Origin of the sequence: Chitinophaga sp. sic0106, from assembly GCF_019219075.1 — a bacterium.
Taxonomy (GTDB): Bacteria; Bacteroidota; Bacteroidia; order Chitinophagales; family Chitinophagaceae; genus Chitinophaga.
Genome location: NZ_JAHUWJ010000001.1, coordinates 532,930 through 554,986, shown reverse-complemented (window position 1 = coordinate 554,986; position 22,057 = coordinate 532,930). Strand labels below are relative to the sequence as shown.

The 22,057-nt window shown below is 46.1% G+C and carries 18 protein-coding genes; 10 read left to right on the top strand and 8 right to left on the bottom strand.

Features of this window, described 5'->3' with window-relative positions; translation table 11 throughout:
- Positions 1-8: 8 nt before the first annotated feature.
- From KW844_RS02360 to KW844_RS02350, 3 genes are all read left to right on the top strand, one after another.
- On the top strand, positions 9-2,096 hold the full coding sequence (locus tag KW844_RS02360; RefSeq protein WP_218375095.1) for a histidine kinase: 2,088 nt from the start codon (positions 9-11) through the stop codon (positions 2,094-2,096).
- Between the two features lie 22 nt (positions 2,097-2,118).
- Positions 2,119-2,874, top strand: coding sequence for a LytTR family DNA-binding domain-containing protein (locus KW844_RS02355; RefSeq protein ID WP_218375094.1), 756 nt, complete (start codon positions 2,119-2,121; stop codon positions 2,872-2,874).
- A gap of 281 nt (positions 2,875-3,155) precedes the next feature.
- A complete protein-coding gene (locus KW844_RS02350; protein ID WP_218375093.1) occupies positions 3,156-3,761 on the top strand; it encodes an outer membrane beta-barrel protein in 606 nt (201 codons plus the stop codon).
- Between the two features lie 193 nt (positions 3,762-3,954).
- On the opposite strand, the gene rho is transcribed toward KW844_RS02350, so the two are convergent.
- On the bottom strand, positions 3,955-5,685 hold the full coding sequence (rho, locus tag KW844_RS02345) for a transcription termination factor Rho (protein ID WP_370626461.1): 1,731 nt from the start codon (positions 5,683-5,685) through the stop codon (positions 3,955-3,957).
- A gap of 424 nt (positions 5,686-6,109) precedes the next feature.
- Between rho and asnS the strand changes: the two genes are divergently transcribed.
- From asnS to chrA, 4 genes are all read left to right on the top strand, one after another.
- Positions 6,110-7,549: an asparagine--tRNA ligase gene (gene asnS, locus KW844_RS02340; RefSeq protein ID WP_218375092.1), complete on the top strand. Its 1,440-nt coding sequence runs from the start codon at positions 6,110-6,112 to the stop codon at positions 7,547-7,549.
- Positions 7,550-7,672: 123 nt separating this feature from the next.
- A complete protein-coding gene (locus tag KW844_RS02335) occupies positions 7,673-8,188 on the top strand; it encodes a biopolymer transporter ExbD (protein ID WP_218375091.1) in 516 nt (171 codons plus the stop codon).
- A gap of 84 nt (positions 8,189-8,272) precedes the next feature.
- On the top strand, positions 8,273-9,229 hold the full coding sequence (locus tag KW844_RS02330; protein ID WP_218375090.1) for an isopenicillin N synthase family oxygenase: 957 nt from the start codon (positions 8,273-8,275) through the stop codon (positions 9,227-9,229).
- Positions 9,230-9,584: 355 nt separating this feature from the next.
- Complete coding sequence (gene chrA / locus KW844_RS02325; protein ID WP_218375089.1) at positions 9,585-10,778, top strand: chromate efflux transporter; 1,194 nt, start codon at positions 9,585-9,587, stop codon at positions 10,776-10,778.
- Here the strand turns inward: chrA and KW844_RS02320 are convergent.
- From KW844_RS02320 to KW844_RS02310, 3 genes are read right to left on the bottom strand one after another with little or no spacing between them, the layout of a single operon-like run.
- Positions 10,773-12,110, bottom strand: coding sequence for a sigma-54 dependent transcriptional regulator (locus KW844_RS02320; protein ID WP_218375088.1), 1,338 nt, complete (start codon positions 12,108-12,110; stop codon positions 10,773-10,775). The genes chrA and KW844_RS02320 overlap by 6 nt on opposite strands.
- 42 nt (positions 12,111-12,152) lie before the next feature.
- On the bottom strand, positions 12,153-12,752 hold the full coding sequence (locus tag KW844_RS02315; protein WP_218375087.1) for a DNA polymerase ligase N-terminal domain-containing protein: 600 nt from the start codon (positions 12,750-12,752) through the stop codon (positions 12,153-12,155).
- On the bottom strand, positions 12,749-13,528 hold the full coding sequence (locus KW844_RS02310) for a Ku protein (protein WP_218375086.1): 780 nt from the start codon (positions 13,526-13,528) through the stop codon (positions 12,749-12,751). The genes KW844_RS02315 and KW844_RS02310 overlap by 4 nt, the downstream gene beginning before the upstream one ends.
- Before the next feature lie 119 nt (positions 13,529-13,647).
- On the opposite strand from KW844_RS02310, the gene KW844_RS02305 reads away from it, so the two are divergent.
- On the top strand, positions 13,648-13,995 hold the full coding sequence (locus KW844_RS02305) for a hypothetical protein (protein WP_218375085.1): 348 nt from the start codon (positions 13,648-13,650) through the stop codon (positions 13,993-13,995).
- Positions 13,996-14,067: 72 nt separating this feature from the next.
- Here the strand turns inward: KW844_RS02305 and KW844_RS02300 are convergent, their stop codons facing one another.
- Positions 14,068-14,271 (bottom strand): hypothetical protein, encoded by a 204-nt coding sequence (locus KW844_RS02300; protein ID WP_218375084.1) that lies wholly within the window; start codon positions 14,269-14,271, stop codon positions 14,068-14,070.
- 141 nt (positions 14,272-14,412) lie between these two features.
- Between KW844_RS02300 and KW844_RS02295 the strand changes: the two genes are divergently transcribed.
- Together KW844_RS02295 and KW844_RS02290 are read left to right on the top strand one after the other, a co-directional pair.
- The gene (locus KW844_RS02295) at positions 14,413-15,948 is read left to right on the top strand and encodes an ATP-binding protein (protein ID WP_218375083.1); all 1,536 of its coding nucleotides are present in this window, start codon (positions 14,413-14,415) and stop codon (positions 15,946-15,948) included.
- A gap of 60 nt (positions 15,949-16,008) precedes the next feature.
- Positions 16,009-17,448: a hybrid sensor histidine kinase/response regulator gene (locus KW844_RS02290; protein WP_218375082.1), complete on the top strand. Its 1,440-nt coding sequence runs from the start codon at positions 16,009-16,011 to the stop codon at positions 17,446-17,448.
- 15 nt (positions 17,449-17,463) lie between these two features.
- On the opposite strand, the gene KW844_RS02285 is transcribed toward KW844_RS02290, so the two are convergent.
- From KW844_RS02285 to KW844_RS02275, 3 genes are all read right to left on the bottom strand, one after another.
- Positions 17,464-18,900: a sigma-54 dependent transcriptional regulator gene (locus tag KW844_RS02285; RefSeq protein ID WP_218375081.1), complete on the bottom strand. Its 1,437-nt coding sequence runs from the start codon at positions 18,898-18,900 to the stop codon at positions 17,464-17,466.
- A gap of 61 nt (positions 18,901-18,961) precedes the next feature.
- The gene (locus tag KW844_RS02280) at positions 18,962-19,387 is read right to left on the bottom strand and encodes a response regulator transcription factor (protein WP_218375080.1); all 426 of its coding nucleotides are present in this window, start codon (positions 19,385-19,387) and stop codon (positions 18,962-18,964) included.
- A complete protein-coding gene (locus KW844_RS02275) occupies positions 19,332-21,605 on the bottom strand; it encodes a glycosyltransferase (RefSeq protein ID WP_218375079.1) in 2,274 nt (757 codons plus the stop codon). Before KW844_RS02275 ends, KW844_RS02280 begins: the two co-directional genes overlap by 56 nt.
- Positions 21,606-22,057: the final 452 nt, after the last annotated feature.

The window sequence follows — 22,057 nt, the reverse complement described above, 5'->3', positions numbered from 1 at the left end:
CGCTATTTGTGAAGCGCATTCTGTTATTAATGTTCCTGTGCTGTTGCACAGCGGCTATCACCTTTGCCACGAACCGGAGCGCACTGCCCGATACCTTAACAATAGAGCCCTCCGCGGCGCCTGTTGCCATAGATCTGCGTCCCTACATTGGCTCCCTTGAAGACGCCACTGGCAACCTCAGTATAGACGCAGTGCCGCAGCTGCCGTTTTATACCAACAACCAACTGTTTCATGCCGCACCACGTAACAACAGCAAGCCTAATAACTGCTGGCTTAAAATCAATATCAAAAATCCCGGCAATACCAACGCTTCCTGGCTGCTGTTTACCGGATGGCATGATTTCATGTATTGGTACCAGCAAGCCCCCGGAAAGATGCCCGGCCTCCTGATGCAAACAGGGCTGATGCTGGACCGCGGTGGCGTGGAACGCTGGAATAACTACGGATTCGTGGCTGATATTCCGCCCCACGATACCCGCACCTTTTACCTCCATATCATCAATAAATCTTTCAACGAAAACCCTTTCGTACCCACCCTGTATAACTCCGCGGCATTTGTGACGTTTCAGAGTACACAGGTAGAAGGCTACCGCCGCGAATCCGTGGTGATACTCGTTTTGCTGGGCATGCTGCTGGTCATACTCGGTATTTCGCTGATTAACTATATACAGTTGCCCGACAGATCCTACCTCTACTTTGCGATTTATGTACTGGGCCTGATTCTCTTTTTCGCACTGCGCCTGGAAAGCAAGCCTTATCAACTGTCGTTTTTCCACCGCTGGCCCATGTTGAAATACTACTGGGATATTCCGGGATTGCTGTTTTGCTTTTACCTGATGTACCTCCTTTTTGGCAACGCTTTTCTCAACCTGAAGGAGCGCTATCCCTTTATGGAAAGGATTTTCACCTGGGTGGCCGCCGTAGTGGGCGGACTAATAATCATCTGCATATACCTGATAGCCATGGAGCAATATCATCTCCCAACTATTATATATGGCTATGTATACTTTGGCACCCTGGTACCTTTACTGGCGATTTTTATTGCATTGGCAAGAAGATCACAGCATCACCCGCTAGTGAAATTTTTCCTGTTTGGCTCGGTATGCCTGTACCTGGCGTGTTTGGGCTCATTCCTGATTCACGTACGTCCGTTGGGGTTAGTGGGCGCGCTGGGAGAATTATCTGCACCAACGGTGTTGTTAATCGGCGGCATCCTGCTGCAGGCCTTCTTTGTGCTGGCAGGACTCAGTTATCGAAATAAGCTGGTGCATATGGAGCGCACCCGTACCCAGGAAATGCTGATCAAACAACTGAATAAAAACAAGGAGCTGCAACGCAAGCTGAATGAGCAACTGGAAGAACTGGTGAAAGAACAGACCACCGAAATACTCCGCAAAAAGCAGGAACTGGAGGAACAGCGCAAGATCCAGCTGGAAACAGAGTATGTTAAAAAACTCACGGAGATAGAGTTGAAAGCCATCCGCGCGCAGATAAATCCACATTTTATATTCAACTGTCTTAACTCCATACAGTTGTTTGTAATGCAGCGTGATTTTGAATTTGCACAGAAGTACCTGTCAGATTTCTCGTACCTGATCCGCAAAACGCTTGACTTCTCCCGTAGAAATTTTATATCTCTGGCAGATGAAATTACTTATCTGAATACTTATCTTGGCCTTGAAAGAATGCGCTTTGAAAACCGTATGGAATACGAGGTGGTGGTAGATCCGGAGATCGCTACTGCGGAGTTGGAAATACCAGCTATGCTACTGCAGCCCTATGTGGAAAATGCCGTGAAGCACGGTATGACCAATCCCAAACAGGTGCTCGGCAAGTTATCCATCCGGTTTACCCAAATCGAATCAGACATGTTGGAGTGTATTGTAGAAGACAATGGCATCGGTATTACCCGTGCGCGGGAGTTGCGTAGTTTGCCAAAGCATCATCAGTCGTCCGGTATGGAAATCAGCCAGAACAGGGCGGATTTGCTGAATAAGATGTACAATACCGAAATTCAGATTGAGATTATTGACAAGGCGCTGGAGCAGGAATGTAACTCCGGCACAATGATCCGGATACTGATTCCTCAACTTTAAGTGTAATCGTTAACGTTAGTATATGGTAAAAGCAGTTATTATAGACGATGAGCGCAACAGCAGGGACATTATTGCCCTGATGCTGGAAAAGTATTGTCCGTTCGTCGAAATAGCGGCTATGGCTACAGATAGCACAGATGGTATTGCCAAGATCAGGGAGCATCAGCCGCAGCTGGTATTCCTGGACCTGGAAATGCCCGATGGCACTGGTTTTGACATTCTTACTGCCACACAAGGCGAAGTGAGTTTTGAAGCGATTTTTGTGACGGCGTTTGAAAAAAAGTTTTTGCAGATAATACGGTTGAGCGAGGTGGAGTTGATTTTGAAACCGGTGGATAAAGAGAGTTTATTGCACGCGGTGAATACAGTGGTGCGGCGGGTGGAAGACAAGCAGGCAACGCAGCGTTACCAGGTGCTGATGGAAAATTTCAACAGTCAGCAAAACCATCAGTGGCAGGTGATCATTGCGGATAATAATTCCCGGGAGTGGGTGGTGTTATTGGGAGATATTGAATATTTCGAGTTGGCGGATGACAAGGCAGTTTTTTACCTCCGCACTGGCGATACCCTTTCTGCTGCCGGCACATTCAGGTATTACCTGGAATTATTTTCCGGGTTAAAGTTTTATCAGTTAAATAATTCCCAAATAGTACGTTTATCAGCGGTGGCGCGACTTTCAGGCGATGGCACCCGGGTAATATTACAGAGTGGCCGTACTTTGGAGATCTCGGAAAGAAGAAAGAAAGATTTATTAACCCGGCTTCAAGGTGAGCACTAAATCCAGTTGACACCGTCAAAAACCCCATTCCATCTATATTTCCGCTCATTACAGGGCGCTTGCAACCCTAATAATTAATGCGAGTGCGCGAAGGATACGTAACAATTTCTTAACAAAAAAATTTGGTTGAATAGTTTTTGCCCGTACATTTGACCCGCGAAACGAAAAAGTCAAATAGTCAGACAAGTATTGTATTGCAATCGACCAGGATCCGAAGCTCGGTATGTAGAAACAAAATTGAAAGGAAGCACAGTTTTAATGAATATTTAAATTAACGAAAGATGAAAAAGTTGATTGTAATTGCCGCAGCAGCTCTGTTCGGCACCCAAGTAGCAAACGCGCAAATCTCCAAAGGTGATTTCCTGGTAGGTGGTACTGCCGAAGTTAGCACCTCTTCCACTAAAACAAAAGGCGCTGATGATAAAACCACCAGCACTTCTTTCGGTATCAGCCCTAAAGTAGGTTATGCCCTGAACAGCAACTGGATGGTGGGTGTGTTTGTAGGCACTCAGTTCAGCACTGATAAAGCAGCTGATGGTACTAAAAATAAAAATTTAGCTATCGCTCCTGGTATCTTCGTTCGTAACTACCACATGCTGGGTGATTCTAAATTCGCATTCTTCGCTGAAGGTAATGCTGCTTACGGTTTCGGTAATTCCAAAGTTGATGATACTAAAATCGGCACCACTACTGCTTTCGCGGTTAACGTTCAGCCAGGTATCTCTTATTTCGTAACTAAACACTTCATGGTTGAAGGTATGTTCGGTGGTATTAACTACACCTGGGCTCAGGATAAAGCTGAAGCAACTGGCGTAAAAACCAACACCAGCTCTTTCGACTTCAAGTTCACTCAACAGTTCGCTCTGGGTGTTAACTGGTTGTTCTAGTAGTTACCTAGTGACTTTATGTGAAAATTTTATGGTAATAGAAACAGCCGTCTCATTTGAGACGGCTGTTTTGTTTTTGCATGCTATGCCTTCGGCAGATGAAAAAACGAAGTCCCTCGGGACTTCGGGAAGGAAAATAAAAAACGCCAGTGACATGCATCACTGGCGTTTTCATTTATTCTAAAAATTCCGCTTATCCATTCATGGAAATCAGGAACTCTTCGTTATTCTTGGTTCCGCGCATATGTTGCAGCATGAAGTGCATAGACTCGTCGGTATTCATATCTGCCAGGTGATTGCGGAGGATATGGATACGTTTGAGAGAGTCTTTATCCAGCAGCAGGTCATCGCGGCGGGTAGAGGAGGCTGATACATCGATAGCAGGGAAGATACGTTTGTTAGCCAGTTTACGATCCAGCAGTAACTCCATGTTACCGGTACCTTTGAACTCTTCAAAGATTACCTCATCCATTTTAGAACCAGTATCGATCAATGCGGTAGCGAGGATGGTGAGTGAACCACCATTTTCGATTTTACGTGCCGCACCAAAGAACTGTTTAGGTTTTTGCATAGCGTTAGCTTCCACACCACCACTCAGTACTTTACCGGATGCAGGTGCTACGGTGTTGTGTGCACGTGCCAGGCGGGTGATGGAATCGAGCAGGATCACTACATCGTGGCCGCATTCTACCAGGCGTTTTGCTTTCTGCAATGCGATAGCGGAAACTTTCACGTGTTTTTCTGCCGGCTCATCGAAGGTAGAAGCGATGACTTCTGCTTTTACGCTGCGTTCCATATCAGTTACCTCTTCCGGACGTTCGTCGATCAGTACTACCATCAGATAAATTTCAGGATGGTTGGTAGCGATTGCGTTGGCTACTTCTTTCAGCAGCATGGTTTTACCCACTTTCGGTTGTGCTACGATCAAACCACGTTGTCCTTTACCGATTGGTGTGAACATATCCATAATACGGGTAGAGTAGTTATTGGATGTGGTAGTGAGGCGCAGTTTTTCGAAAGGAAACAGCGGAGTGAGATAATCGAATGGTACACGGTCGCGTACTTCTTCAGGTGATTTACCATTGATGGTTTCAACTTTCAGGAGCGCGAAATATTTTTCACCTTCTTTCGGAGGGCGCACCGCACCTTTCACGGTATCACCGGTTTTGAGACCGAATAATTTTATTTGAGACGGAGATACGTAAATATCATCCGGAGAACTCAGGTAGTTATAATCAGATGAGCGGAGGAAACCATAACCATCAGGCATCATTTCCAGTACGCCTTCGCTAACAATCACGCCATCAAATTCGATATTGAATGCAGGCTCTTTTTTGTTATTGAATTTATTTTTTTGTGCAGCAGGAGCAATGGTATCAGGCTCTTCAGGCATCACGAAATCATCATCTTCATCCTGCAATTCTTCTTCCTCCTCTTCTTCTTCTTCCTCTTCCTGCACCCTTGAATTTTTTGCAGCAGGTGCAGATACTGGTTTTACCTCTTCTTCTTCTTCATCCTGCATATCTTCAGTGAAAGATGGGATAATGATATCATCGTCGTCATCGAAGGTGAGAGAAGGAATGCTGTCGAGGTCTATATCGAAGTTTTTGATTTTAGGTTTCGGAGTGGTTTCGGAGTTATCGTCGTTATCCTTGCTTTTGCCTGTGGTGGCTTTTTTTGCTGCTGGTTTCTTTGCTGCTGGTTTTTCGTCAGTGTGATGAGGTTCTTCAGCGGCGTGCTCTTCGTCTTTCTTAACAGGTTTGCGTTTGCGGGCTTTTTTCTCTTCTCCGTTTGCTGGGTTATCTGCAGAAGCCATTACAGCTTGTTTATCAAGGATCTTGTAGATAAGGTCTTGTTTATTCAGTTTTTTTGCGTTTGTAACGTCCAGCTTCTCTGCTATATCAAGCAGCTCTGGAACGAGCATGTCGTTCAATTGTAAGATGTCGTACATCATCGGAATTGTCAAATTTTAGAAGTCATATGAGGCGGGTACCACTGCATACCAACACGCACCAATTACAAATAATTGTTTTGAGTCAATAAATTTAATTTGATTATTAAATTTGATAGGGAATGTTGAGTTCAGGAACTGCTGATGAAGGTGGTAATTTGGACTTAATCAGACAGATTATAACGCAAGATTAAAACAACTTTCATAATTATCCAAAAAAATTTACCCCTCATTGGCCTCTCCTTTCCTTGTTGCCGCTAGATTGCAGCCATATTAAGTACTTTTTTAACATTTCATTGGCAAAAGCAGCCTTGCGTTTACGACGTTAATTGCAGGTAAACGGGCTATGCACTATGGATAATTCCACTTATTTTTGCAGTCCTAAAATTTATTTATTATGAGCCAAAGGGTAAAAGTTAAGCAGATCCTGGCAGACGACTGGGCTAACTATGAAGTTACAGTAAAGGGTTGGGTACGGTCATTCCGTAACAATCAGTTTATAGCTTTGAATGATGGCTCTACCAATAATAATCTCCAAGTAGTTATAGATACTGAGAATACCGATCCTGCTACGCTGAAGCGCATCACTACCGGTGCTTCCATCAGCGCGGTAGGGGAAGTAATTCCTTCCCTGGGTAAAGGCCAGCGGGTAGAGCTGAAAGCTGCTTCCCTGACCATCCTGGGCGATTGCGACCCTGAAAAATATCCTTTGCAGCTGAAAAACAGGCCCAGCCTCGAATACCTGCGTGAAATTGCTCACCTGCGTTTCCGCACCAACACATTCGGCGCTATCTTCCGCCTCCGCAGCGCACTCGCATTCGCCGTACATCAGTTCTTCCGGGATAAAGGATTCGTATACCTCCACACCCCTATCATCACTGCTTCTGACGCAGAAGGCGCCGGTGAAATGTTCCGTGTAACCACCCTGGACATGAACAAGCCCCCACGCACCGAAAGTGGCGATATAGACTTTAAGGAGGACTTCTTCGGCCGCTCCACCAACCTCACCGTTTCCGGTCAGCTGGAAGGTGAACTGGGCGCCATGGCACTGGGTGATATCTATACTTTCGGACCTACCTTCCGCGCCGAAAATTCCAACACCGCCCGCCACCTGGCTGAGTTCTGGATGATCGAACCTGAAATGGCCTTCTATGAACTGGAAGACAACATGAACCTCGCGGAAGAGTTCATCAAATCCGTGATCAGCTATGCGCTGGAAAACAACCGGGAAGACCTGGAATTCCTCGCCGGCCGCCTCGCAGAAGAAGAGAAATCAAAACCTCAGGCAGAACGTTCTGAAATGGGCCTGATCGAAAAACTTGAGTTCGTTGTGAACAACGAGTTTATGCGACTCACCTATACAGAAGCCATCAGCATCCTGAAAGACAGCAAACCTAATAAGAACAAGAAATTCCAATACCTGATCGAAGGTTGGGGCGCTGACCTCCAGAGCGAACACGAACGCTACCTGGTAGAAAAACACTTTAAAAAACCAGTTATTCTCACCGACTATCCAAAAGAAATCAAATCGTTCTACATGAAGCTGAACGCCGATGGTAAAACGGTAAGAGCAATGGATATCCTCTTCCCTGGCATCGGCGAAATCGTAGGTGGCAGCCAGCGTGAAGAAGACTACGACAAACTGGTAGCACGCATGGAAGAAATGCATGTTCCTGTAGAAGAGCTGAGCTGGTTCCTGGATACCCGCCGCTTCGGTACCGCACCGCACGCCGGCTTCGGACTGGGCTTCGAGCGACTCGTACTCTTTGTTTCCGGTATGACCAACATCAGGGACGTGATTCCTTTCCCAAGAACACCGAAGAACGCAGAATTCTAATCATAGCAACTCCCGCACTCCGCGGGAGTTTTTTTTGCCCGTTATTTATGGAATGTACCCCCCGCCGCATCTTACTGATGAAGGCGCTTTCAACCATTTTCGTTTATACTAAACTGTTATACAATGGCTGAAATGAATAACACATCCGGCAACCGCCATGAAGGCAAAAGGCGAAGCATCAAAAAATCAACCCGCGTGGATATGACGCCCATGGTGGATCTTGGCTTTCTGCTCATCACCTTCTTTATGCTCACCACCACCATGGCCCAACCAAAAACATTGAACCTGCTCATGCCGCGTACCGACGGAGAACCCATGAAGCTGGGCGAATCCAAGGCATTGACTGTAATCCTTGGCCCCAATAACCGGGTGGTATGGTACGAAGGCATGGACACCGATCCGCAAATACATCATACCTCTTTCGCCAATAAGAATGGCATAAGGGATATACTGATCAGCAAAAAGGCTGCTGTAATGGAGAAGTTCCATTCCAACGATCTCATGGTACTTATCAAGGCCGATAAAACTGCCAACTATAAAAACCTGGTTGATATCATGGATGAGATGCTGATCAATAAAATTGACCGTTATGCCGTCACCGATATCACACCGCAGGAAACTGCCTGGTTCAGCAAATAGCCATAATACCGGTCCTGCTAACCGCAGGGCCGGATTCCATGTGGTAAGGATTTGCTACCTTTACCACTCCAAAACAATAGCATTATGGCAATTACCCACTCCATTCCATCCGTGGACCTCGCGGACTTTACGTCGGGCGACGCCAGTCGCAAGGCTGCTTTTGTACAGCAATTGGGCAAGGCTTATGAAGAAGTAGGATTTGTGGCCGTTAAAAACCACGGCATTCCTGATGATCTGATCGCTGACCTGTACAAATACGTGCAGGAGTTTTTTAAACTCCCGTTCGACATAAAGCACAAATACGAAATTCCTGAACTAGCCGGCCAGCGGGGCTATACCTCTTTTGGTAAGGAGCACGCCAAAGGCTACGAGGCACCGGATTTGAAAGAGTTTTTTCAGTTCGGTCAAACTGTGGAAGATAACGATACAACCGTTGAACATTATCCGGCAAACGTACAGGTAGATGAGGTACCGGCATTCACGCCTACCTTCTTTAAAGCCTACCGCGGCTTTGAACAGTCAGGCCGCTACCTGCTGCAGGCCATCGCCCTCTACCTCGGCCTGGATGAAGATTACTTCGACAATAAAATTCATAACGGCAATTCTATTCTGAGAGCGATTCACTACCCTCCTATTAAAGAGGAACCTAAATCAGCCATCAGAGCAGAACAGCATGAAGATATCAATCTGATTACCCTGCTGGTAGGCGCTTCCGCCGACGGCCTTCAGATTCTTGATAAACAGAACAACTGGGTACCCGTTACCTCCCTGCCAGAACAGATTGTGGTAAACGTAGGTGATATGCTGCAACGGTTAACCAATAACAAACTGAAATCAACCACGCACCGTGTAGTAAACCCTCCACGCGAAATGTGGGGCACTTCCCGTTACTCCATTCCCTTCTTCCTGCATCCTAAGTCAGACATGAAGCTGGATAGCCTGGAAAGCTGTGTTACTGCTGATAACCCGCTCGCCTATACGCCCATCACCGCAGGTGAATACCTCGATGAACGCCTCCGTGAAATAGGGCTGAAAAAATAATAGCCCTGGTGCAAATGATAAAACTTAAAGCCCCGGAAAGTGTGAACCTTCCGGGACTTTAAGCTTGCATATCTGAACTGGTGTTTCCAGTCAGATCTTGGTTTTTCGAACATCCGATATGGTTATTATTGAGAGCAGGTTAACTGCCCAATAAATGCGAGGCTACACGGTTACAGATGCAAATGCACACAACGGATAAAAGGCCATAACACAATTCAACAGTGCTGGATATTACAAGGACCGTGCCTGTAATAACCCTCCTCTTTGGAATAATTAGCAACACTGTTGTATTTTGCGTTACTTTAACTATATTATACTATTGTATCGCAAAGGCTAACCACCCTTAACTAAAACTGTGATTCTACGTCATATTCCATTCCTGAAAGCAGTACTCCTGCATAGTCTCACTGCCTATGGCGGCCCACAGGGCCATCTGGCAATGATGATGAAAACATTCGTGCAACAACGCAAAGACGTTACCGAACAGGAACTGATGGAATATAACGCCTTCTGCCAGCTGCTGCCAGGAGCATCATCCTCCCAAACCCTTACCCTTATTGGTTATAAAAGAGGAGGCGTGCTACTCGCCATTTTCACCTTATTGATATGGATTACGCCGGCCTGCCTGCTGATGGGATCACTGAGTTTCCTGCTGCAATACTTTGATAAGAAAGCACTTCACACCGATATCTTCATTTACGTACAGCCGATGGCGGTAGGCTTCCTTGCCTACGGGAGCATCAAAGCTTTCAAGATCAGTATAAAAAACACAGCCACCTTTTGTATCATGATAGGTGCCATGCTGGTAGCCTGTTTCCTTAAATCACCATGGACTTTCCCGGCGCTTATCATCGGCGGCGGTATCGTTACCAACTTCAGCGACAAGCGTATCCCCGATATCGCTGAAAAGCCGAAGAAGATACAATGGGGTAACATCTGGCTGTTTGTATTGCTGTTTATCCTGGCGGGTTTTATGTCGGAGCTGGCACGTACACACGACTGGATCACCCGTCGCCCGTTTAACCTCTTTGAAAACTTTTATCGCTTCGGCAGCCTGGTATTTGGCGGTGGTGATATCCTGATCGCCATGATGCTGGAGCAGTACGTGTTTCGTGCTAAAAGCCAGTTCCTCTCCGCAGAAGAGCTGCTTACCGGAGCGGGTATCATGCGTGCCCTTCCCGGCCCCACCTTTTCCATTTCGGCTTATGTAGGGGGGATGGCCATGCGTAACCTGGGTATGGGCTACCAGTTTCTGGGCTGTATCCTGGCGCCGGTGGCGATCTTTTTGCCCAGCTTGTTACTGGTGCTGTTTTTCTTCCCGATCTGGCACAACCTGAAAAAATATGTGATCATTTACAGGGCGTTGGAAGGCATCAACGCAGTTGTGGTAGGAATTATGTGGGCCGCCACCTTTATCCTCTTCTTTGCGATACCGGCATCCCCGGTGAATATCATGGTGATGATAGCCACGCTGGCCCTGCTGCTGTTCAGCAAATTACCTTCGCCGGTAATTGTACTCACCTGTGTATTGCTGGGATGGTGGTTATAGGTTGATATTATATTCCTTGATTTTATTGTACAACGTAGTAAGACCGATGTCCAGCAGCTCTGCTGCCTTTGTTTTATTGCCTTTGACATGGGCCAGCACCCTTGCGATGTGATGCTTTTCTACTTCCGCCAGTCGCATAGAAGCCGGTGCTGTTGCATCCTGACGGAAATCAAACGGCAGTACATTCACATCCAGTGTATCTGTTTCCGTTAGTATCGCTGCTCTTTCAATGATGTTCTTCAGCTCGCGGATATTTCCTTTCCAGGAATGCTGCTGCAGCGCTTGCAGAAACGCCGGCGTCATGCCGGCAATGCGCTTGTTGAGCTTGGGCGCTACCTGATCCAGGAACCAGGCTGCCAGCAGAGGAATATCTTTCTTACGTTCGTTGAGAGATGGCAATACAATCTGGAAGGCACTTAAACGGTAAAAGAGATCAGAGCGGAAATGCCCGGCATCTATTTCATTTTCCAGGTTCCGGTTAGTTGCGGCAATCACCCGTACATCCGTGTTGGTGGGCCTGGACTCCCCAACTTTATAAAACTCCTGGGCCTCCAGTACACGCAGCATTTTAGCCTGCAGTTCCACTGGCATCTCCCCGATTTCATCCAGAAAAATAGTGCCTCCTTTAGCTTCTTCAAAAAAGCCTTTCTTGTCCTTTACCGCGCCGGTAAAGGCACCGGCCACATGACCAAACAGTTCGCTTTCCAGGATATCTTTCCCGAAGGCGCTGCAGTTAACGGCCACAAAAGGTTGCTGATTGCGGTTGCTGGACTGGTGGATAGCCTGTGCAAATACTTCCTTGCCGGCGCCCGTTTCTCCGAGGAGCAGCACGGTAAGGTCCGTCATGGCCACTTTGCGGGCAAGGGCAATGGCGTTATTGATAGCCTCGCTGTTGCCAAGGATGGTATCAAAACTATATTTTCCGTTTAATTTCTTTTCGAGATCCCGGACCCGGTATTGCAGTATTGCTTTGTCCATGGCTTTGCTTACGAGGGGGAGGATGCGATTGTTATCATCTCCCTTGGTGATGTAATCGAAAGCGCCGTTTTTGATCGCCTGCACCCCATCGGCGATATTACCGAATGCGGTGAGCACAATTATCTCAGATTGGGGATACTTACTGCGAATAGTTTGCACCAGTTCAACACCGTTACCATCCGGTAGTTTTACGTCGGAAAGCACTACCTGGATTTCTTCTTTTTCAAGCAGCTTCAATGCAGTACGTACATTGGGGGCTTCGTGCATGGTATACCCTTCCAGGGCCAGCAGCCTGCTCATCAGCTTACGCAGCTGATCTTCATCGTCGATAATCAGAATGTGACCTTTAGCCATAATGCTGCAAAGATAGCAGAAAGGCAAACGTGCGCCGTTGTCTTATTTTTTAGCTTTTGCAGCCGCTTTTTTGGGGACGGGTTTATTCTTCTCTCCCTGGTCCTTCACGCGTTGGGGCGTATAGTCCTCACTGTTATACTCATCCACTGCATATTTATCGTTATGCTTGATTAGCAACCAGGCATTTGTTTCCGCTGTTTTCATTTTCACCAGGGCAAACTCCCCTTTCAGCTTTTTGCCTTTCATGACTATTTTGAGATTACCGGCTTTAATCTCGTTCAGGGCTTGCTTGTCGAAGTTCTTGCCTTCGTCATTGAGAAGGGTAAAAGTTCCTTTATCCCAGATGTAAACGCTGCCGGCGCCATAGTTACCGGCGGGTATCACTCCCTGAAAGTCCTTATAGTCATAGGGATGATCTTCTACCTCCATGGCCAGCCGCTTATCAGCGGGATTAAGTGAAGGCCCCTTGGGGATGGCCCAGCTTTTAAGCACACCATCCACTTCCAGCCTGAAATCATAGTGCAGTCGCGACGCCTGATGACGCTGAACCACAAAAATGTGTTTACCCGCATCAGGCTTACCAGCCTGTGGCTCCGTTGTTTCCTTGAAATTTCGTTTAGCCTTATACTTTGTGAGCGTCATGATACTTTCTTTTTACCTGATTTACCCAAACTGGCCTTCAGCTGATCAAAGAGGTCGGCACTCTTGGTATGCACCACCCGCATTTTCTTCACCACAGGCTTTTTACCACTGGCCTTGGCCTTAATAATTTTCATCAGCTCGGCATTGTATTCATCTTTATAAGCAGAGATGTCAAATTTTTCCGTGTATTCCTTTACCAGGGCGGCGGCCATATCCAGCTCTTTTTTCTGCAGTTTCACGCCTGTTGGCAGGTTCAGGTCTTCGGCCGACCTTAACTCTTCTTCAAAACGCAGTTGCTGTAAGAGTAAATAGTTCTCACGGGGACGTATCACCGCCAGATGTTCCGAGGAACGCAGTACGAAACTGCTTAGACCGGCTTTCTTGGTTTTCTCCAGCGTCTGGCGGAGGAGCTCATATGCTTTTTCCCCGCCCTTGGCGGGTTCCAGGAAATACGGAGACTCAAAGTAGATGTCATCAATATCTTCTTCCTGAACAAAAGACGTTATTTCGATCACCTTACTTTTTTTGGGACTTGCTGCCTCAAAATCTTCATCTTCCAGTACAATATATTCGTCGTTATATAAATAGCCTTTAACAATTTGCTCCCAGGGCACTTCCTTACCTGTGTCTTCATTTACACGTTTGTACCGGATATGCCCCATATTTTTACTGTCCAGCATATCCAGGTTTATGTGGCTATCCTGAGTAGCGCTATACAGCTTCACCGGTATATTTACCAGTCCAAAACCAATGGCGCCTGACCAGATTGCTCTCATAACTAAAGGTTTTTGGTTATAATTTAACTAACACACAAATGGTACCATGTGTTGTATCAGGTTACCAAAGCAGGCGGCATAACTTTTGGATTTTCATTATTAACCAAAAACCCTTTTTTATGGAAAAGCCAGGCGAAATGACAACACTGACAAGAGTAATGGAAAAATTGCGTGAGAGAGGCTTTGATCATGAATTGAAACTCAGCGACCATGGCCGCATGCAAAATCCGGAATCTCAGAAGATCTATAACCCGGATGATCTGTTAATTGTCAAAACATATCGGTTTGAAGGTGACTCTGACCCTTCAGATTCTTCCATCCTGTACGTGCTGGAAGATAAGGAAGGAGACAAAAGTTATGTCCTGGATGCATATGGCGCTTACAGCAGCCATGACGGTCCGGGCTTCGATGAATTTATTCAGAAAATCCCTGTGGAAGACAGGGATGAGCAATTGTTGTTTGGATAAGCCATCACAGACCTTAAGTTACCAGGAGAGGGCGGGCACCAATGGTACCCGCCCTCTCTTGAATTTGCCTTATCAATTAGTTTGAGGATCAGCAGGCTGATGTGGCGTTTGCCGGTCCGGAATTTCCTGAGGAATGGGCCTGATTTCAGGTTGATCCGGCGGAGGTTGCATGGGCGTTGGCTCATGCTTGCCCGGCTCCTGCCTGTCCGGCGAAGGTTTTTCCGGCTGCGTAGGAATTGGTTCCTTGTTCCTGTCTGGTTTTGGATTATTTGCCATAGCTTACAGTTTTAAGGTGAACATATATTATTGAAAAATCAAAGTTCGTTCCAGCACAGTTAGTCTGCCATCACCATCGGCAGCCACCTGAGTTGTAGAAATTCGCGATACAACTGTGGAAATTGTTGCTCATCATCAGCCATGAAAACAAACGATAGTCTACCAAAAATTGCCGGAGATAGTGTATCTTCAAATGCCGTTGCAGTAACCAACAAAGACGATATGCATTTTTCCGTACACAAGAAAATACAGATTGGTTTTTTCATTGCGTTTACCGTTATCGTGACAGCGTCAATATTCTCCTATCTTGTTGCCAAAAACCTCCTGGATAATGCTGCCAGGCTTAACCACGCTATTGAAGTTTCCAAGCGACTGGAAGTAATTACCAAACAGGTCAAAGAGGCTGAGGCCGCTATCAGGGGTTTTAAACTCACCAAAGACAGCTCTTTTCTGGACCCTTCCATGAAAGACAGAAGCCTGCGAATTGAAAAAGAATACCAGATGCTGCGCAGTGTTACGGCCGACAGTAAAATACAGCAGCTGCACCTCGATACCCTTCGGCAATTACTCACCATTAAATATGAACAACTCCTGGGCAGCAATTCAGAAGTGAATATGAGCAAGGAAGAAAAAGCTACCGTGCTGGCCGGCGAAAGTGTGATGGACCGGATCGACCACACCGTGCGGGAAATGATACATATCGAGGAAAGCCAGGTACACGAAAAATCGGAACTCTTTAACTTCTTTAGTGGCCTGTGGGTGCCCATGATCTTCATATCTTCCCTGGTAGCCATTACTATCGGGATATATTCCTATATCACCCTTACAAAAGAAGTAAGACTGCAACAGCATATTGAATCGAAATTAAAATCTTACCAAAGAGATTTACAACAGAATATCACCCTCTTAAATAAAACTAATCAGGAGCTCGAACAATTTGCTTACGTAGCCTCCCATGACTTGCAGGAACCACTGCGGAAAATCTCTACTTTCTCTGACAGGCTGCAGGTGAAATACAAAGGACAGCTGCCGCCGGATGCAAGCGAACTGATAGATCGCATGGTAGCCGCAGTATCACGCATGCGTGTACTCATTAACGACCTCCTTACCTTTTCCCGGGCCGGCCGCATTATGCCCGAAAGCATTGTGCGGGTAGATATGAATGAATTGCTGAAAGAAGTCACCAGTGACCTGGAAATAACACTGGAAGAAAAAAATGCGGTGATCAGTATTGATGAGCTGCCTGCCATTGAAGGCAATCCCACCGCCTTTCATCAACTGTTTCAGAACCTCATCGCCAATGCCATCAAGTTTTCTCACCCCGACAGGCAACTGCACATAAATATCCACAATGAGGTGGTGTCCGGCGAAGACCTCGGATTCGTTAAAGAAAACCATTGGGAAGAAAAATATTGCAGGATAAGTATAGAGGATAATGGGATTGGTTTCGACCAGACTTACGCCGACAGAATCTTCCTGATTTTCCAGCGCCTGCATGGCATCAGTGAATATAGCGGAACCGGTATTGGGCTTGCGATATGCAAAAAGATTACGGACGGCCACCATGGCTTTATAATGGCCAATGGCTATCCTGATAAAGGCGCCACCTTCACGGTCATTTTACCTTTGATGCAACCGCTCAAAAATGAGGAATATGCGGAGCCACATAAAGCCTAGCATCGTTATTGCTGTAAATCTGCATGTTATCAAACGCCTGAAATATAACCTGCTACAGCGATGAGTGACTTTCCAGTTAACATACTTATGATTGATGATGATGAGGACGACTTTTTTCTTGTCAACGAACTACTTCATGACATCTCTCCAGGCCAGTACAAACTGGAATGGGCGTCTACTTTCGATAAAGGGAAAGCTGCCATTAACCGGAGAGCGCACGACGTATACCTGGTAGATTACCGGCTGGGACCATTTACCGGGTTGGACATCCTTCATTACTTTCAGGAACTGGACTTCCAGGCGCCGGTGATTATGCTTACCGGTAAAGGCGATTATGCGATTGACCGGGAAGCTATGCAGGCTGGTGCCTATGACTATCTTGTTAAGGGAGATATTACGGCTGACCTGCTGGAAAGAAGTATTCGTTATGCACTGGATGAGTACAGTCATCTGCGTACGATCGAAGAAAGTGAGAAAAAGTACTTCGGTATATTTGAAAAAGCACATGACCTTATCCTGCTGGCCGACTGTAACAAGAACATCATAGACGCCAACCCCGCGGCGTTGAGAACGCTCAGGTATGAGAAAGATGTGTTGTTGAATAAGCACCTGCGCGACTTATTTGCCAACAAGGAACAGAGCGACAATTTCATTGAACATATTTGTGAAGATGGGGAAGCTTCCCGGGAATACGACTTCAAAACCAGTGACCACCAAAAGCTGGTTGTGCAGATAAATGCAGTCATGCTTGATGAAGTAGCACAAATATTTTTATGTGTGATCCAGGATATTACGGAGAGAAAGCGGGAGGAACAGGAAAAACAACACCAGGAAAAATTCGTGATTACCGGCCGTATTGCACGTGTAATAGCTCATGAGGTGCGTAATCCACTTACCAATATACTCCTGGCCGTTAGCCAGTTTAAGGATGATGAGGCCGTATCTGCCAGTGATGATGCAATGCTGTATACGGATATTATAGAGAGAAATTGTACCCGCATTAATCAGCTGATTACGGAACTGCTGCACAGCACCCGTATGATGGAGTTACATGCATCAGCAGTGAGTCTGGACCGGTTGCTGAACAATACCCTGGCGCTTTCCAGGGATCGTATGAAACTGAATGAAATCAACCTGGAGTTGCTGTTGGAAAATGAAACAATCCAGGTGGTGGCCGATGAAGAAAAAGTGGTGATTGCGTTCCTTAATATTGTTATCAATGCGATTGAAGCCATGACGCCGGGAGAAGGCATCTTAACTATTGCCACCAAGCGTTTACAGGATAAGGCGATCATCAGGATTTCCGATAATGGCCCTGGTATCCCTGAAGAACAGCAGGGACGTTTGTTTGATCCTTTTTATACCAGCAAGGCCAAGGGCACAGGTTTGGGGCTTACCAGCACCCAAAATATCCTGCTGAATCACAAGGGCACTATCCACGTAGAAAGTGAAATGGGTAAAGGAACAGCTTTCACTATTACTTTACCCATTGCGCAATAAAACCAGTAACTGGTTTTAGTAATTTATATTAAGTAACCGCAGTTTGTTATACAGTGTTTTCCTGTCAATGTTTAACAGTTGTGCAGCCTTCGTTTTATTGTATTTCACCTCTTTCAGCACATTAATGATCTTATTGTACTCTGCTTGCAATGCTACTGATTTCAGGTCATTTTCATTGGAGAGAATAGCTGAAAACTCACCTACCATTGGCATTTCTTCTGCGGGCTGATTAAATGACTCTTTCATTTCCAGCGGGAGTGCTGCCATGGTGATTTCTTCTTTTTCCGGTGTGAGCAGGCATGCGCGGCGGATTACATTTTTAAGCTCACGGATATTACCCGGCCAGTTGTACTGGCGGAAGCATTCCCATACTTCCGGAGAAATATTGCCGCAGGTTTTATCCAGTTCTTTTTCTACCTGGCGTACGAATGCCTCTACAAACAGTGGCAGATCGGCCTGGCGTTCTCTTAATGGTGGGATGTATATGGTGAATTCGTTGAAGCGGTGGAACAAGTCTTCCCTGAACTTGCCGCGCTGTACGGATTCTGATAATTTTTCATTGGAAGCAACGATGATGCGCACATCAATAGGTATTTCCTTAAGGCTACCTACTCTTCTGATTACTTTTTCCTGGAGTACGCGGAGGAGTGCTACCTGGATATCATAAGAGAGATTGGAGATTTCGTCGAGGAAGAGGGTTCCGCCCTGCGCCTGTTCGAACGCACCGATCTTAGTATTAATAGCCCCGGTGAAGGCACCTTTTTCGTGACCGAAAAGTTCACTGGCAGCGAGTTCTTTTGACAGGCTGCCGCAGTCCAGTGCTACGAAAGGTTGCTCTGCGCGTTTGCTGTGATAGTGTATCAGGTGGGCTACTGATTCCTTACCTGTACCGGTTTCCCCGAAGATGATCACGCTGTAGTCAGTAGGTGCTACCAGTTTTATTTGTCGGATCAGCTCTTGTGAGTTAGCACTTTCTCCGTAAACGTATTTATCATTTTTATCGTTCTGGTTACGTTGCAGTAAGGTTTCGCGGGCTTCTGCCTCGTTACCGGCATCTACAGGCTGGGACGCACGTCTTTCCTGTTCTGATTCTTTATGTGCGAAAGCCTTATGCACAAGGCTAAGAATTTCATCCGGGTACAGTGGTTTGGACAGGTAGTCATATGCTCCGTTTTTCACCATTTCAACGGCTACACGTACATCAGTATAACCAGTGATGATGATTACGATGGTATTAGGATTGATCTGGCGAATATCCTGGAGCAGCTGGGCGCCGTCAGTATCTTTGAGCCGGTAATCACACAGTACAAGGTCAAAAGGTTTTTCCTTCATCATCTTGAGGGCTGATGTTCCGGTCATCGTAGTTTCAACAGCAAATCCGTGCTTGGTAAGAAACTTACTAAGCAAAGTACAGATGTTGATTTCGTCATCTATTATCAGAATATTTCTCATACTGGATTCATATAATTTTATGGGAACAGCTATCTAATTTAAATATTAAAAATCTGGACTACTAACTTTTTAACTTGCCGAGCAGTTCATCTAGGCTTTTAACGTTGAACGGCTTTGCGAGGAAAAAAGAGGCGCCGGTAGTCAATGCTTTTTGTTTCTCCATTTCATTATCATAGGCGCTGATAGTAATGATAGGCAGTGTAGGAATGATACCCTTAATTACAGGCAATGCATCCAGGCCAGAGCCATCCGGGAGGTGGATATCCAGGAACAGCAGGTCAGGCTTATAGGTTTGCAGGTACTGCATCCCGTCGCGCAGGGCATGGACATATTTTACGGAATAGCCATGCCGAACAAGACTGAGTTGCAGTAACCTGCAAATGTCAGGTTCATCGTCTATAATCAGGATATGTTGTCCTGTTTTTCTCTCCTCAGTTGAAACCGATTCTGGCCGGTTCCAGGCTGTTGTCTTGTTTCGATGTAACATACTTATGTTTATTCCATTCCTCCATTAGCAGACGGCCCATCAGGTAGCAGACAGTTGATTCTGCCCCCTGGTTTTGATTGATGTTATTTGTTTCCAAGCCATCATAGCAACCATACGTCAGGGGATTGTATACCAGCTGTTTCAGGTGGTTGTTACCTAAAAACCAGCTGAAAGCCAGTCGTGACCTCTCCAGGCAGGAAGGATCTTTTGTGATATTATAAAATGAATGAAGTGCCAGCATAGTATAGGCTACCTCGATGGGCTGCTCGCCTCCTTCGGCAATTTCCACATCTGTGCGGTGATACCATGACTTGTTGCTGATCATCTTCATGTGATTGTTATTGCAGGTTTTGTGCCAAAGGAAGTGCATGCTATCTTCGGCGGTCTTCCGGTACCTGTCGTCCCCGGTTATTTGCCATGCCATTATCATGGCTTCCGGCAATACGGCATTGCCGTATGTGAGGTAGGATTCATACCATTTCCAGGTGCCATCTGCCTCCTGGTTATAGGCCTGCTGTAACCGGAAAGCTAAGGTACGAACGATGTCTTCCGTAATATCGCTGCGGCGGTATTGGCGGAAATAATATAACCCTTTGATAGCGAATGCAATGGCACGGGGCGACTTGAGACTCTCCAGCCATTTAAGGCATGGCCTGAAGATCGAATTGAGATCCTGCAGGATATCGAAAGGCAGGAATTTATAGTTGGACATGGCATAACCGAGTGCCCATATGGTGCGTCCATTGGCATCTTCCAGGTTTACTTCATCGTTCATATCCGAGAACGACCCGTCAATGGCTACATAGTTAAGAAATTTACCGGATGGCTTTTGACAGTAGCCGATAAAATCGATGTATTTACGGCAAAGACTATATATAAAGCTACTCGGTTGCAACTCTTTCATATACATACACATGGATATCAGCGCGCGGGCGTTGTCGTCCAGGGTATAGCCTGATTCCGGGTCGGGGGTATCGTATTTGGAAAACTGGAGCATACCAAATTCGGTAGTAAGCCGGTCGATATGGTCGAGATAGGGTGCTGGCAGGTTGGGCAGCAGTGGTTTATCTTCTGCAAATACTTCGCTGATGACGCCCATATGTGCGAGTGCCACGTTTTCCCAGATGGAGCTGCGTGTTTTTTCGATAGCGTTCAGACTCATGCTATTACGCAGTTCCGGATTAGCTATGAGCTTAATAGCGGCAGCGGCCAGCTGGTCGTGATTATTGAAGTCGATGAGGCAGCCGCAGTGTTCATCCAGCATTTCCTTTGCCTGCACGAATTCCGTTGAAATAACGGCGCAACCAGCGCTCATGGCGTATACAAATGTACCACTTACTGCCTGATGCGGATCTTTAGATGTAAAGAGGTAGATATCAGTCAGGGAGAGGTAGCCCAGCAGGGCATTGAGCGACAAATAGCTGTTTATGAATCTTACATTTTTTTCGAGTCCGTATTCAGCTACCAGTTGCTCCAGGTATTCCCGGTATTTTTCGCCCTGGTGGCTGTATACCACCGGGTGCGTTTTACCGAGGATCAGATAGAGTGCGTCCGGTTCGTGCTTTACGATTTCGCGCATGGCTTTGATACCGGTTTCTATGCCTTTGTTTTCTGATAAAAGGCCAAAAGTGCTGAGGATGGTTCTGCCTTGTACGTCGTACTGTTTTTTCAGTACGTCGACGTCATCCACGATTTGTGCGTGCGTTCCATGGGGGATATGCACCACTTTGGATGCCGGTACATGGTATACCTCTTCCAGGAGTCTGGCGGAGGCTTTTGTCATCACCAGCACTTTGGCCGCAAGTGCACTGATAAGGCTTACCACCTTGGTGCATTTGGGGTCAGGATATGGTAATACGGTATGAAAGCGGATTACGAAGGGTTTATCCAGCAGGGACAGCATCCCCAGCAGGTTATGGCCATATTCGCCACCCCAGAGTCCGAATTCGTGCTCAAATACGACGAGGTCGATTTTACTGTTTGCATTTACTTCATGGGCGAAAGCCACGCAGCTGTCAATATCGAATGGGTTAAGCGTGTAAGTTACCTGAGGATTAGGGTAGGTTAACTGTTTTCCGGCTTCAAGTAAGGCGCAAACTTCGATTTCCAGTTTACCGGAAAAGCTTTTCTCCATTGCGTTGATGAGGTCTTGGGAAAAGGTAGCGATACCACATTCCCTGGGAGGAAAGGATGTAACAAATAGCAATGTTCTGGTCATGTTCCACAATTTTTTTCGTTTTACTAGATTACAGCCGTACGGTGCAATCAGTTCAAATATTAATCCATCTGTTATACCCGGTGTCCTGGCTGACCTCTTTCAAAAACTGTAGAATTTTTTCCACAAACCAGCCGCTACAACTGAGGAATTTGGTAAGCTCATTCCCTTTCTGGCAGCTTCATTTGTAAATCATTTGTTAATCCACCATATCGTTAACATCTAATTAAGGTTTGTTGTAAACATAAATATTTACTTCGTATTACAAATAGCATAACAAGCGAACAATAATTACTCAATTATAATCATTATGAAAGCATATGTTTCACATTACCGGAAGTTTGTCCGAAGGTTGATAATTTTGGTGAAGCGGAATAGCCAAAGCACCAAAATCACCATGAGAAAAGTATTATGGAAAACGAGCAACAAATTTAGCGGAGACAATTTCTTCCATT